The organism is Thalassospira sp. GB04J01, from assembly GCF_000751115.1.
In the GTDB taxonomy this organism is placed as follows: Bacteria; Pseudomonadota; Alphaproteobacteria; order Rhodospirillales; family Thalassospiraceae; genus Thalassospira; species Thalassospira lucentensis.
Map to the genome: position 1 here is coordinate 212,027 of NZ_CCDX020000010.1, position 13,479 is coordinate 225,505.

The 13,479-nt window shown below is 54.0% G+C and carries 15 protein-coding genes; 9 read left to right on the forward strand and 6 right to left on the reverse strand.

Annotation, left to right across the window (positions count from 1 at the left end):
• Nucleotides 1-14 precede the first annotated feature (14 nt).
• The 9 genes from AMM48_RS10410 to AMM48_RS10450 all read left to right on the forward strand — a co-directional run bounded on the left by AMM48_RS10410 (nt 15) and on the right by AMM48_RS10450 (nt 7,550).
• Nucleotides 15-1,055 carry a zinc-dependent alcohol dehydrogenase family protein gene (locus AMM48_RS10410; protein WP_102783959.1) on the forward strand — a complete coding sequence of 347 codons (1,041 nt, stop codon included), beginning with the start codon at nt 15-17 and terminating at the stop codon, nt 1,053-1,055.
• 241 nt (nt 1,056-1,296) lie between these two features.
• Entirely contained in the window at nt 1,297-1,470 is a 174-nt protein-coding gene (napE, locus tag AMM48_RS10415) for a periplasmic nitrate reductase, NapE protein (RefSeq protein ID WP_102783960.1), read from the forward strand.
• Between the two features lie 16 nt (nt 1,471-1,486).
• Complete coding sequence (gene napF / locus AMM48_RS10420; protein ID WP_102783961.1) at nt 1,487-2,011, forward strand: ferredoxin-type protein NapF; 525 nt, start codon at nt 1,487-1,489, stop codon at nt 2,009-2,011.
• The gene (locus tag AMM48_RS10425; protein WP_022731259.1) at nt 2,004-2,255 is read left to right on the forward strand and encodes a chaperone NapD; all 252 of its coding nucleotides are present in this window, start codon (nt 2,004-2,006) and stop codon (nt 2,253-2,255) included. The genes napF and AMM48_RS10425 overlap by 8 nt, the downstream gene beginning before the upstream one ends.
• Before the next feature lie 58 nt (nt 2,256-2,313).
• On the forward strand, nt 2,314-4,818 hold the full coding sequence (gene napA / locus AMM48_RS10430; protein ID WP_102783962.1) for a nitrate reductase catalytic subunit NapA: 2,505 nt from the start codon (nt 2,314-2,316) through the stop codon (nt 4,816-4,818).
• Nucleotides 4,819-4,829: 11 nt separating this feature from the next.
• A complete protein-coding gene (locus AMM48_RS10435) occupies nt 4,830-5,294 on the forward strand; it encodes a nitrate reductase cytochrome c-type subunit (RefSeq protein WP_102783963.1) in 465 nt (154 codons plus the stop codon).
• Between the two features lie 11 nt (nt 5,295-5,305).
• Nucleotides 5,306-5,896 (forward strand): cytochrome c3 family protein, encoded by a 591-nt coding sequence (locus AMM48_RS10440; RefSeq protein WP_022731256.1) that lies wholly within the window; start codon nt 5,306-5,308, stop codon nt 5,894-5,896.
• Between the two features lie 21 nt (nt 5,897-5,917).
• On the forward strand, nt 5,918-6,451 hold the full coding sequence (locus AMM48_RS10445; protein ID WP_102783964.1) for a DUF2478 domain-containing protein: 534 nt from the start codon (nt 5,918-5,920) through the stop codon (nt 6,449-6,451).
• Between the two features lie 91 nt (nt 6,452-6,542).
• Complete coding sequence (locus AMM48_RS10450; RefSeq protein ID WP_102783965.1) at nt 6,543-7,550, forward strand: lyase; 1,008 nt, start codon at nt 6,543-6,545, stop codon at nt 7,548-7,550.
• 30 nt (nt 7,551-7,580) lie between these two features.
• Here the strand turns inward: AMM48_RS10450 and AMM48_RS10455 are convergent, their stop codons facing one another.
• From AMM48_RS10455 to AMM48_RS10480, 6 genes are all read right to left on the reverse strand, one after another.
• Nucleotides 7,581-8,312 carry a GMP synthase gene (locus AMM48_RS10455; RefSeq protein ID WP_102783966.1) on the reverse strand — a complete coding sequence of 244 codons (732 nt, stop codon included), beginning with the start codon at nt 8,310-8,312 and terminating at the stop codon, nt 7,581-7,583.
• Between the two features lie 143 nt (nt 8,313-8,455).
• Nucleotides 8,456-9,559, reverse strand: a complete 1,104-nt coding sequence (ychF, locus tag AMM48_RS10460; RefSeq protein ID WP_102783967.1) for a redox-regulated ATPase YchF — start codon at nt 9,557-9,559, stop codon at nt 8,456-8,458.
• Nucleotides 9,560-9,625: 66 nt separating this feature from the next.
• Nucleotides 9,626-10,399 (reverse strand): aminoacyl-tRNA hydrolase, encoded by a 774-nt coding sequence (gene pth, locus AMM48_RS10465; protein ID WP_102783968.1) that lies wholly within the window; start codon nt 10,397-10,399, stop codon nt 9,626-9,628.
• Nucleotides 10,400-10,414: 15 nt separating this feature from the next.
• Nucleotides 10,415-11,050: a 50S ribosomal protein L25/general stress protein Ctc gene (locus AMM48_RS10470; protein ID WP_022731250.1), complete on the reverse strand. Its 636-nt coding sequence runs from the start codon at nt 11,048-11,050 to the stop codon at nt 10,415-10,417.
• Between the two features lie 121 nt (nt 11,051-11,171).
• Nucleotides 11,172-12,104: a ribose-phosphate pyrophosphokinase gene (locus tag AMM48_RS10475; protein WP_022731249.1), complete on the reverse strand. Its 933-nt coding sequence runs from the start codon at nt 12,102-12,104 to the stop codon at nt 11,172-11,174.
• Between the two features lie 302 nt (nt 12,105-12,406).
• Nucleotides 12,407-13,423 (reverse strand): hypothetical protein, encoded by a 1,017-nt coding sequence (locus AMM48_RS10480; RefSeq protein ID WP_102784039.1) that lies wholly within the window; start codon nt 13,421-13,423, stop codon nt 12,407-12,409.
• Nucleotides 13,424-13,479 lie beyond the last annotated feature (56 nt).

Consider the following 13,479-nt stretch of genomic DNA (forward strand, 5'->3'; position numbering starts at 1 on the left):
CCGGGAGCCCCAAAATGCGCGCAGCCTATTTCACCGAGTACCAAGGCCCGATCAACATACAGACCGTTGATGATCCCACCCCGTCCAATGATGGCGTTGTGATCAAGGTCGGCGCGACCGGATTATGCCGCAGCGACTGGCACGGCTGGATGGGCCATGATTCCGATGTACAGTTGCCCCATGTACCGGGCCATGAATTTGCCGGTACCATTGTCGGGGTTGGCAAGGACATCAAACGCTGGAAGGAAGGCGACCGGGTCACCGTGCCGTTCGTATCGGGATGCGGGCATTGCCCTGAATGCCACAGCGGCAACCATCAGGTCTGCGACAACCAGTTCCAGCCGGGCTTTACCCATTGGGGCAGCTTTGCGCAATATGTTGCCATCGACTATGCCGACACCAACCTGATTGCGCTTCCAGACGATATGGAATTCGCCACCGCGGCGAGCCTCGGCTGCCGCTTTGCCACCAGTTTCCGTGGTGTGATTGATCAGGGCAAAGTATCCGCCGGACAAATGGTTGCGGTGCATGGTGCGGGCGGGGTTGGCCTATCGGCGGTCATGATTGCTGCTGCCGCCGGTGCCTATGTCATTGCAGTTGATATTGATGACAGCAAACTTGAATTTGCCAAGGAACTTGGCGCAAATGCCACGCTCAATGCCCGCACCATTGACGACATCCCAACCGCGATTAAGGACATCACGCGCGGCGGTGTGCATGTATCGGTTGATGCACTTGGCAGTGAGCAGACCTGCTTTAACTCGGTCGCCAGTTTACGCAAACGCGGCAAACACATTCAGATCGGCCTTATGACCGGCGATCACGCCCACGCCAAAGTCCCGATGGACCGCGTTGTCGCCCATGAACTGGAAATTCTCGGCAGCCACGGCATGCAGGCGTTTCGCTATGACGCCATGCTCGACATGATCATGACCGGTAAACTCACCCCGCAAAAACTCATCGGCGACCGAGTCACACTGGCCGAAGGCGCAACGGCGCTTATGAATATGGACAATTTCGTCGGAACCGGCGTCACTGTGATTGATCGGTTTTAGGCCGCAAAACTCAGAATAACGCTGTTTCTCTATCAGACAGCCATTTTTTAGAATACTTATAATTTCAAAGTTATGTAGTTAATTATATTTAAGATTGAAATCCTCACGGGAATGACCTTAACTTCGAAGTGGGTATTCATCGGTCCCGCCCGATAACCCCAAAAAGAGAACACCAGCTTTCGCTTGGGACATAGTGGCGAAAGGAAAGGTTTCCTCCCCTCGAAGTGAGAGAAACGAAACCATGAGCGATAGCCAAACTCTAGATGGCCCACCCCGGCGTAAAACAGAATTGCGATGCTTTCTGTTTTTGGCCGTGTTCCTGGCCCCCGCCCTTTCGGTTGCAATCGTTGGTGGATTGGGCTTTTCAATCTGGATTTATCAGATGTTTGCCGGACCGCCCGGACCTCCGATGTAGGGGCAAGGGGGCTGATATGCCTGCAAACGCAAAACAGACAAGCCGTCGTGACTTCTTTGCCCGTTTCAGGGCTGTATCGACGACGCATTCTGATCAGACCGATGATGTTATCCGGCCACCATGGGCGTGGCACCTTGATGCCCGTTGCACGGGATGTGGTGATTGTGCGCCCGCCTGCCCGGAAGGCATCATCGCATTTGACGGCAGAAACCATCCGGTCATTGATTTCACCAAAGGTGAATGCACCTTTTGCGGGGCCTGCTCGCATGCCTGTGCAGAAGATGTTTTTGACGCGACAGCCGATACCCCTTGGAACCTCGACATTACGGTTGCCAAAACCTGTTTTGCGGAAAACGGGATTTACTGTCGGTCTTGTGGGGATGTCTGTCCGGAATCTGCCATCCGTATCGCCCCACAGCTGGGTGGTCGGGCCCGTGTCATCGTTAATGAAGACGCATGTACCGGTTGCGGCGCATGCCTCTCGGCCTGCCCGGCCGACGCCATATCCATTACCCCCCAAAAGGAGCACGCCCATGGATGAAAATATCGGGGTGATCTCCAGCATGATTGTTCAGGCCCGTCCCGAACATCTGGACGTGATCGCGACACAACTTGAAGCCTTTCCCGGCATCGAAATCACCGCACGTGACGTCTCGGGAAAAATCATTGTCGTACTTGAAGCCAAGAATGACCGGCAACTGGCCGACACCATGAAAGAGATCGGTGACCTTTCAGGCGTTCTTGGCGTCAACCTGGTCTATCACCACAACGAAAACGCCAATTAGTGCCACCGCGCACCAGCCAACGATCAAGAATTTGACATCTGGCCCAAGGAAACAAACGATGTTCAAGACAAAGATATCCCGCCGCGATGCCCTTAAGGCAAAAGCAGCAGCAATTGCCGCTGCAGCCGCTGGCATCAGTCTTCCAGCATCTGCACAGAATCTGGTGACAGAGACAGAACACACCAAACTCAAATGGTCCAAGGCCCCCTGCCGATTCTGCGGCACCGGGTGTTCGGTCATGGTCGCAACCAAGGACAATCATGTTGTTGCAACCCATGGGGATGTTCTCTCTCCGGTGAACCGGGGGCTTAACTGCGTCAAAGGGTACTTCCTGTCCAAGATCATGTATGGCAAGGATCGCCTGACCGAACCGCTCTTGCGCAAAAAGAACGGCGTCTATGACAAGAATGGCGACTTCGAACCGGTGTCCTGGGACGAAGCATTCGATATCATGGCCGAGAAATGGAAAGCGGCCCTAAAGGCCAAAGGTCCGACATCTGTCGGCATGTTTGGCTCAGGCCAATGGACCGTGTTTGAAGGATACGCCGCCTCCAAGCTGATGAAAGCCGGTTTCCGGTCCAACAACCTTGATCCCAATGCCCGCCATTGCATGGCATCCGCCGTTGTCGGCTTCATGCGGACCTTTGGCATGGACGAACCGATGGGCTGTTATGACGATATGGAAGTCGCAGACGCCTTTGTTCTGTGGGGATCGAACATGGCGGAAATGCACCCGATTCTATGGACCCGTGTCACGGACCGCCGTTTGTCGGCCCCGCATGTCAAAGTCGCTGTGCTATCGACCTATGAACATCGCTGCTTTGATCTGGCAGACATCCCGATGGTATTCAAACCCCAGACCGATCTGGTGATCCTCAATTACATCGCCAACCACATCATATCGACAGACCGGGTCAATACTGACTTTGTCAACAAACACACCATTTTCCGTCGGGGCAATACCGATATCGGCTATGGCCTGCGCCCAGAAGACCCGCGCCAACAATCAGCTGAACACGCATCCGATGCCGGTGGTTCAACCGATATGACATTCGACGAGTACGCCGAATTTGTGTCGGAATATACGCTTGATAAAACCCATGAAATGACTGGTGTACCCAAGGAACGTCTGGAAGCACTGGCTGAACTTTATGCCGATCCAAAAATCAAGGTCACATCGTTCTGGACCATGGGCTTTAACCAGCATACACGCGGGGTATGGGCCAACAATCTGTGTTACAATATCCATCTTCTGACCGGTAAGATTGCAGAGCCGGGCAATTCACCGTTTTCACTTACCGGGCAACCATCCGCCTGTGGCACCGCGCGCGAAGTTGGTACGTTCTCCCATCGGCTGCCTGCCGATATGGTTGTCACCAATCCCGAACACCGTAAGCATGCCGAAGAAATCTGGAAACTGCCCGAAGGCACCATTCCCGACAAGGTTGGCTATCACGCAGTAGAACAAAACCGCATGCTCAAGGATGGCAAACTCAATGCCTATTGGGTGCAATGTAATAACAACATGCAGGCAGCAGCCAACATCAACGAGGAAGCCTGGCCGGGGTATCGCAATCCGGAAAACTTCATCGCCGTTTCTGATGCATACCCAACCGTAACCTGCGAGGCTGCCGATCTTGTCTTGCCCACCGCAATGTGGGTGGAAAAAGAAGGCTGCTATGGCAATGCCGAACGCCGCACGCATATGTGGCATCAACTTGTTCAGGCGCCCGGGAACGCCAAATCCGACCTTTGGCAACTGATGGAATTTTCCAAACGCTTTGCCATCGAGGACGTCTGGCCGGAAGAGCTTCTGGCCAAGGCACCGGAACTGCGCGGAAAAACCATGTTTGACGTTCTGTATCGCAACGGCAACGTCGACAAGTTCCCGCTTGAGGAAACGGCGCCTGATTACGACAATAACGAGTCTGAAGAATACGGCTTCTATGTCCAAAAAGGCCTGTTTGAAGAATACGCAACCTTCGGACGTGGTCATGGCCATGATCTGGCACCGTTCGACCGCTATCACAAGGAACGTGGCCTGCGCTGGCCGGTGGTTGACGGCAAGGAAACCCTTTGGCGGTACCGCGAAGGATATGACCCTTATGTCACGCCCGGCGCCGGGGTCGAGTTTTATGGTCATAAGGATGGCAAGGCACGTATTTTTGCCCTTCCTTATGAACCAGCGGCTGAAACCCCTGATGAAGAATATCCGTTCTGGCTTTGCACCGGACGCGTCTTGGAACATTGGCACTCCGGGTCCATGACCCAGCGCGTGCCAGAACTTTACCGGTCATTCCCAGATGCCCTGTGCTTCCTTCATCCTGATGATGCGGCTGAACAGGGGCTAAGGCGGGGTGATGAAATCCGAGTAATCTCACGCCGTGGCGACATGCGCACACGGGTTGAAACACGCGGTCGTAACAAGCCGCCTCGCGGACTTGTTTTCATTCCTTGGTTCGATGCCAGCGAGTTGATCAACAAGGTCACACTTGATGCCACCGATCCAATGTCAAAACAGACTGATTACAAAAAATGCGCCATTCGCATTGAAAAAGTCTGAGGGAGGAAGCCATGAAAATAAGTCCAAAATGGTTGCTGTCGCTTGCCATCGTCGGCATTGCTGGCATGGCATATGCCGCAGAACCGATAACAACATTGCGCAGCACCGCCCCGGATCAGGAATCCGCAGCACCACGCATTACCAATTTTGAAGATAACAGCGTCAAACGCCCGCGCAACTATCCGGAGCAACCGCCAACCATTCCGCATGATATCGAAGGATATCAAATCGACCGCAATGCCAATAAATGCCTATCGTGTCATGCCCGTTCACGCACCGGCGAAAGCGGGGCGCCCATGGTTTCGATCACGCATTTCATGGACCGCGACAACCAGTTCTTGGCCGCCGTCAGTCCACGTCGTTATTTCTGCACCCAATGCCACGTCCCGCAGAAAGAAGTCAAACCTTTGGTCGATAATGACTTTGTCGATATTGATCAACTTCTGCCTGACAACGGCACACGTATTGCGGAATAGGGGGATTGGCGATGATTAATCTTCTGAAACGGTACTGGAAAGTTCTGACGACACCCAGTGTCCATTACAGTCTGGCATTCCTGACCGTGGGCGGCTTTATCGCCGGCGTCATTTTCTGGGGTGGTTTCAATACCGCACTGGAAGCAACCAACACCGAACAATTCTGCATTTCATGCCATGAAATGGAAAACAACGTCTATGCCGAACTGAAATCAACCATTCACTACTCAAACCGGTCTGGTGTGCGCGCCACCTGTCCAGACTGCCATGTCCCCCATGAATGGACCGACAAGATCGCCCGTAAAATGCAGGCTTCCAAAGAAGTCTGGGGCAAGATTTTTGGCACCATCAGCACGCGCGATAAATTCCTCGATAAACGTCTTGAGCTGGCCCAACATGAATGGGCGCGGCTTAAAGCCAATAACTCGCTCGAATGCCGCAATTGCCATTCAGATGAATCAATGGACATCACCCGTCAAAGCCCCCGTGCCGTCGAAGCCCATCAGAAATTTTTGTTCACCGGTGAAAAGACATGTATCGACTGTCACAAGGGGATCGCGCATCATCTACCTGACATGTCGGGTGTTCCCGAATGGCAGTAATCTGATGATGGATACGACAGCGTGACACAAGACACCCAATCTAAACCCCTTCTGGCTGGAATACGTTTCCAGCCAAGGGAACCAATTGACGCCATACTGACCCAGATAACGACCCATTATCGGTGCGACCGTATTTCTGGCTATGTCCAAAAACGCCATAAGGACCGTGATTGCGGCACCTTGGTCTATGTCCGCAACTTGCGATCCGGCGCGGAAATGTCGATCACGAAAAACCGGGGTGCCATGGCAAAGGGCTGCAAGCTCGACGGCGATGCGCTATCGAGCTTGTCGGAACAGCTCGCACAAGATATCGAAGCCGGAAGTGATCTTTTGATCGTCGCACGTTTTGGCCGAAGCGAGGCCGAAGGACGCGGGCTTCGTGATGTCATCTCACGCGCGATGGAACTTGAAATTCCTGTACTGGTCGGGGTGCGGGGTGAATATGCCGATGCGTGGGCCGAATTCCACGGCGGCATTGCCGACACATTGCCCCTTGATGCCCAAAAAATCGAAGCCTGGCTGCACATGACCGCCCGCACCTTGGCAAGCACGTGATTGTGATCGTCTGACCTTTGGGGGTTTATCAAAGGTCGGGCATAATTGCACCGCGTCGATAGCTGAAACTTCCGGGTGCAGGAATATCATCATGCGTGTGCAAATGTCTTTTGGCTTTCTCGTGACCTTTTCCATTCTGGCATCTGTGGTCCCGTTCACCGCCCATGCTGCCGATCCCTTTGGCGAAATCGAAATTCGCGAATGGAATGTCGAATATGGTGGATTGCCACGTGACCCGGATGCGGTATCGGACGATGAAGTCTGGTTTGTTGGGCAGGTAGGCGACTACATCGGACGTCTTAACCCAAAAACCGGGGCATTTTTCAAACGCGATCTTGAAGATGAACCCGGCCCCCATAACCTGATTGTCGGGCCTGATGGCATTGTCTGGTACGCGGGAAACCTGTTGGGATATATCGGGCGCTATGATCCGCAAACCGATCAGATCGACAAAATTGCCATGCCCAACGATGCCGCGCGCGATCCCCATACCCTGATGTTCGATGCCGATAACCGTTTCATCTGGTTCACGGTTCAAAATGGTAATTTCATCGGCCGGCTTGACCCGCAAAGCCACGATGTTGAATTGATCAAGGTACCGACACCGCGTGCCCGTCCCTATGGCATCAAACAGGCCCCTGATGGTACCTTGTGGATTGCCCTTCTTGGCACCAACAAGCTGGCCTCGGTTAATCCGCAAACTCTTGAACTGCGTGAACATGCCCTGCCCGATGGTGCGCGCCCGCGCCGGATTGCCATAAGCGATCAGGGACATGTTTTTTACACGGGTTATGCGCGCGGTGTTCTGGGCCGACTTGATCCCGCATCGGGCATGATTGATGAATGGCCAATGCCCGGCGGCGAAAATTCCCGCCCCTATGGCATGGCAATTGATGCGTCCAATCATGTCTGGGCGGTCGAAGGTGGCAGACCTGCGATGTTTGTCGGCTTTGACCCGGCGGCGGAAAAATTCATTTCAAACACACCGGTCCCATCGGGGGGCATTACCATTCGCCATATGGATTACAACCGCGAAACGCAGTCGGTCTGGTTTGGCAGTGATGCGGGAACCATTGGTCAGGCGATGGTCGGAAATTAAGGGACCAGTCGCCGAGGGTCTGGACCTAAATTAACGACCGATATCCGAGCAGACACGCCCCCCGACCAGCACTTTGGCGGCAAACCGTTCAAACCATGCGCCAAAATCTGCGTCATATTTCGCCCGGCCTGCGCGCTGTTCATCGGGGCCTTGCCCGTTTGGGCGGTCGGTCTTATCCCCCGCCCCCGACAGCCAGCGTTCATGACTTTCATCATCGACTTCCGGGTGGAACTGAATGCCCCAGATGCGCCCATCAATATGATAGGCCTGATGGGGGAATGTTGGCCCGGTCGCCATCAGTTCCGCCCCCTCGGGCAAGCCGAAGCCTTCGCTGTGCCAATGATAGACCATCATATTATCGGGAAATAAATCGCGCCCGGCCTCTGTCGCCTGAACCGGGTAATAGCCGATTTCCGTCAGGCCGTCGGGATGAGGGGCAACCGACGCACCAAGGTGACGCGCCATCATCTGAGCGCCAAGACAAATGCCCAGATACATCACATCACTGGCAACCACCTTGGGCAACCAGTCCATGATCGCACTGACATTGCCCAGATCATCCTCGTTGGCACTCATCGGCCCGCCAAATACGACAACCAGGTGATAGCCGCCAAGGTCGTCGGGCAAGACATCGCCTTCACCCGGACGACGAATATCGAACGTATAGCCATAGCGATGCATGACATCCCCAACCCGACCCGGTTGACCGGTGGCGGAGTTGAAAACCAGAAGAATGCGTTTTGCCGGGCTTAGTTCGTTCATCGTGACCTCATTACTGCGTTCGCGAAGGGTGACCTTTTCGGGCTATTTTGACAACCCCTTCGCACCTGAACCGGCACGGCCAGATACGAAAAAGCCGCCGCAAATCTGCGACGGCTTTGAATTCGTTACGTTTAATATGCGTCTTAAACGTTGAATTTGAAATGGAAGATATCGCCATCCTTAACGATGTAAGTCTTGCCTTCCTGACGCAGCTTACCATTATCGCGCGCGCCAGCTTCACCGTTGAATGCGATGAAGTCGTCATAGGCAATGGTTTCGGCCTTAATGAAACCGCGTTCAAAATCGGTGTGAATGACGCCCGCCGCATTCGGCGCAGTCGCCCCTTTATACACCGTCCAGGCACGTGCTTCTTTCGGGCCGACGGTAAAGAAGGTCAAAAGATCAAGCAGCTTGTACCCTTCACGGATACACCGCGTCAGACCGGTTTCCGAAAGCCCAAGACCTTCGAGGAATTCCTTTTTGTCTTCGGCACTGTCAAGCAAGGCTACTTCAGACTCGATTGCCGCAGAAATCACAACCGAACGTGCACCCTGTGCGGCGGCCATTTCGGCAACCTTGGCCGACAATTCATTGCCCTCGGCCGCACTGTCTTCGTCAACATTGCACGCATAAAGGATCGGCTTGCTGGTCAGAAGCTGCAGCATACGGAACGCTTTTTCTTCGTCCTCACCATCAATTTTGACGGTGCGGGCTGGTTGACCTTCGCGCAACGCGACCAAAGAACGCTCAATCAGCTCCATGGTCAAAACGGCTTCTTTTTCGTTCTGGCGGGCTTTTTTCTGCAGACCCGGAATACGTTTTTCCAGGCTTTCCATATCGGCCAGCATCAATTCGGTTTCGATGGTTTCCGCATCGCGTACCGGGTCAACCGACCCGTCAACATGGGTAATGTCGCCATCTTCGAAACAGCGCAGCACATGGACAATCGCATCGGTTTCGCGAATGTTGGCCAGAAACTGGTTACCCAGCCCCTCGCCCTTGGACGCACCGCGCACCAAACCGGCAATATCGACAAACTCAAGCTGGGTCGGAATGATGGTTGCCGATTTACCAATCGCCGCAATTTTATCAAGACGATCATCCGGGACGCTGACACGCCCTGTATTGGGCTCAATCGTACAGAACGGGAAGTTCGCCGCCTCGGCCGCAGCCGTCTGGGTCAGGGCGTTAAAAAGGGTCGATTTACCAACATTTGGCATACCGACGATACCGCATTTGAATCCCATCTTTCCGGGCTCCGTAACTTGATTTGTTTCTATCAGGATCGGCTCGAATATTATCAAGCCGAAAGACTATTTCTTTTTACCAAATGCCTTGGCAAGGGCTTGCGCCATCGCATTTGCGGCATTGCTGACCGGGGTATCGGCCTTTTCAATGCGCACCTGTGCTGCGCCCGACAAATTGTTCATATCTTCGCCAGCCGGTTCTTGTTCGCTGGCCTCACCTTTGGCTTTGCTCACCGCTGGTTTGTCTTTTTTCGGCGCCTTTGGCTTTGGCGGTGACACGATGTTTGACACCTTGCTCATAAAGCCGCCGTCATCGCCCTTGGTCAGTCGGGCAAACTCGGCTGCCACCGCGTCAAGCAACGTCATCAGCCAGCCATCCTGTTCGGATTTGGAAAAATCCCCCAGAACATGGCCATGTACACGTGACTTTTCACCGGGATGTCCAATGCCCAACCGCACACGACGGTATTCTTTGCCACAATGGGCGTCGATGGATCGCAATCCGTTATGTCCGCCGTGGCCCCCGCCGCGTTTCACACGCAACTTGCCCGGCGGCAGGTCCAGCTCATCATGCAGGACAATAACGTCTTCGACCGGAATCTTGTAAAAGCGCAGCACTTCGCCAACGCTTTGCCCCGAAAGGTTCATGAAGGTTTCCGGTTTAAGAACCAGAACTTTCTGCCCGTTCAATTCACCTTCGGAAATCTGGCCCTGAAACTTTTTGCGCCAGGGACCAAAAGAATGGCGGCGGACGAGTTCGTCCGCCGCCATGAAGCCGATATTGTGGCGATTGGCGGCATATCCCGATCCCGGGTTTCCCAATCCAACCACCAAAAACATCTTAAGACCTCAATCTTATTCTTCGGTCGATTCCGCTGCGTCTTCTTCGCCATCTTCTGCGTCATCGGCATTATCTTCCGATTTCAGAGCGGACGGAGCAGCAACGGTTGCAACGGTAAAGTCACGGTCGGTAATCGTAAGCTCAACACCTTTCGGCAATTTGATTGCCGAAATGTGGATCGAGTCACCAACTTCAACACCCGTAAGGTCAAAGACCAGCTCTTCCGGGATAGCAGCAGGCGCACAGCTAACTTCGACGTCGTGACGAACGATATTGAGAACGCCACCGCGTTTCAGACCCGGTGATTTCTCTTCGTTGATGAAGCGAACCGGAACTTCCACGTTCATGGTCTGGCCTTTTGCAAAGCGCAGGAAGTCAACATGGATCGGTGCGTCAGTCACTTTGTCGAACTGAACGTCGCGTGGCAGGACTTCGTATTTCTCTTTGCCGACGTTAACCGTCAGAATGTGAGAAAAGAAGCCAGGCTGATGCAGAAGTTTAACGAGCGGACGCGGGTCAATCTGGAACATAACAGGTTCTTGTTTTGCACCATAAATAACACCAGGGACCATACCGGCACGACGCACGGCACGGGCGGCCCCCTTTCCGGCCCGTTCACGGATTTCCGCAGTGATAACAGAGTTTGCCATCAGAAAATCTCCTTGAACTATAAAATTTGTTTACGCAGGTTGGTGTAAATCACCGCTGAAAGCCCACGAAAACAAGCGCGCTGGCCTCCAGGGGTGCCAGCGCGACGAGGGCCTTATACCCTCAATCGAAAAGAACGGAAACAGATTTTTCTTCCGAGATGCGACGAATGGCTTCTGCCATCAGCGGCGCAATCGGAAGCTGTCTGATTTTTGCGCAAGTCCGCACCGCATCCGATGCCTTGATCGAATCGGTGGTGACCACTTCAGACATCGGCGAATTGGCAATACGCTCAACCGCCGGGCCCGACAAAACACCATGCGAGACATAGGCCGCAACCGATGCCGCACCGCGTTCTTTCAATGCACCTGCCGCATTGCAAAGTGTACCGGCACTGTCGACGATATCGTCAACCAGAATGCAGGCTGCATCCTTAACATCACCGATAACATGCATGACTTCCGACACACCGGCCTGCGGGCGGCGTTTATCAATGATCGCCAGTTCCGCATCAAGACGCTTTGCCACCGAACGTGCACGGGCAACACCGCCAACATCCGGGCTAACAATGACCAGTTTCTGGCCTTCGAACTTGTTGCGGATGTCGCTGGTCAGAACCGGAGACGCAAACAGGTTATCAAGCGGAATGTCAAAGAAGCCCTGAATCTGACCTGCATGAAGGTCCATGGTCAGAACGCGATCTGCACCGGCAACCGTAATCAGGTTGGCAACCAGTTTGGCCGAAATCGGGGTGCGGGGACCCGATTTACGATCTTGCCTGGCATAGCCGAAATACGGCATGACGGCCGTGATGCGACGTGCAGACCCACGACGCAGTGCGTCGATCACCACCAGAAGTTCCATCAGATTGTCGTTTGCGGGATAAGAGGTGCTCTGAATGACAAAAACGTCCTCACCGCGGACGTTTTCCTGAATTTCACACCAGATTTCTTCGTCGGAGAATCGCTTAACATCTGCGCGGGTAAGCGGCAGGTTCAGATGGTCAGCAATTGCCTCAGCCAAGGGATGGTTACTGTTACCAGCGAGGATCTTCATAGCGGGGCCTCGGATAATGGGTGCCGGGAAAGCGAAAAAACGAATTTGCGACTCCGCCCTGCACAAAGTGCCGGGATGGTTCCCTGCATGCCATTGCCGCTCAAAGCCCCGGTTTTCAAGGTTTCCCCATCCGGCACAACGACACATTCACAACACTCAAAGACCACTGTTTGGCTACTCCGCATCTTGGCAGATCGCGGCGGCTTTATACCCATCCGTTAACAGTCTGTAAATGGCCCCAATGGCGAATAACGACAAGGCAGTCATGCATCCCCCCGCAACACCAATAGGACAACGGGCCCCTAACGCGCTGATGCGGTCTTTTTACGTGCACGCAACTGCCATTGTTTACGGTTGGCGATCTGGCCCAAAACACCTTCAAGGGATTCAACCGCCGCCTGTGCCGCAAGCGATGCGATTGTGCCCCAACGTTCATCAAGGCTACCGTGCGGAACCACATTATTTTGCTTCATCTGGCCCAGTTCCGTGCCATCGACATCCATGATCACCCATTCGATCAACACCCGGTCCACCGGTGTGCGCGATTTGCTTTTATCAATCGGGGTGACTTGGGTAGTCGCCGACAGGATCACGCTATGATCCCCAATGTCGGTATTATCGATCTCGATCCCTTTGGATTGCAAAAGGGCCCCGGCCGACCTTGCCAATGCAGTGTTACCATCTCCCGGTGCGCCTGCGAAATCAATCAGGGCGACTTTCATGACCGGGGCTGCACGCAATGCGGTCCGATCCCCGGTGATCATAAAGGCAATCTTGTCGGCCGATTGTGCGACCAGTGCGTCATAGGTTTCTTCTTGCGGGTCTTGGTCAATCCCGCCCAGATCGCGGACTTTCTCCACCAGTTCCTTAGGAACGGCAAGATCGCCTTCCTCCGGTCCCGTTGGGACAGGCGCAAACCACTGATCCGGTCCCAATTCGCCTGTGGCCTTTGTGGTATCAATCGCCAAGCCATCGGGACGCATCAAAACCCACGTAATATCAACCGATGCCCCGGCATCAATCAGATTGGCCGTAACGTTGGGACGCAGGATATAATCGCCACCTTGTGGGCTGTCGCTATAGGCCGGGATATCGCGTGATCGCAATGCGCGCGCCATCGCCCGTGCCAAATGCTGCGATGCGCCTTCCGGCAAATCTTCGCCGCCTTCGACCCGCACGGTTTCGGTATCACGCAATTCCAGAAGCGACGGATCACCTTCACGCCCCGCGCCTTGAAACGGGCGCGGCAAATCGCCGCAGGCACCAAGCGGGATGATCGTGACAACAAAAAGAAGGAAAGTACGGAGGAACGATTTCATCAAAGCCACTTTGAAAATCACATCAAAACGCACCCAACCATGGATACGATGATCAT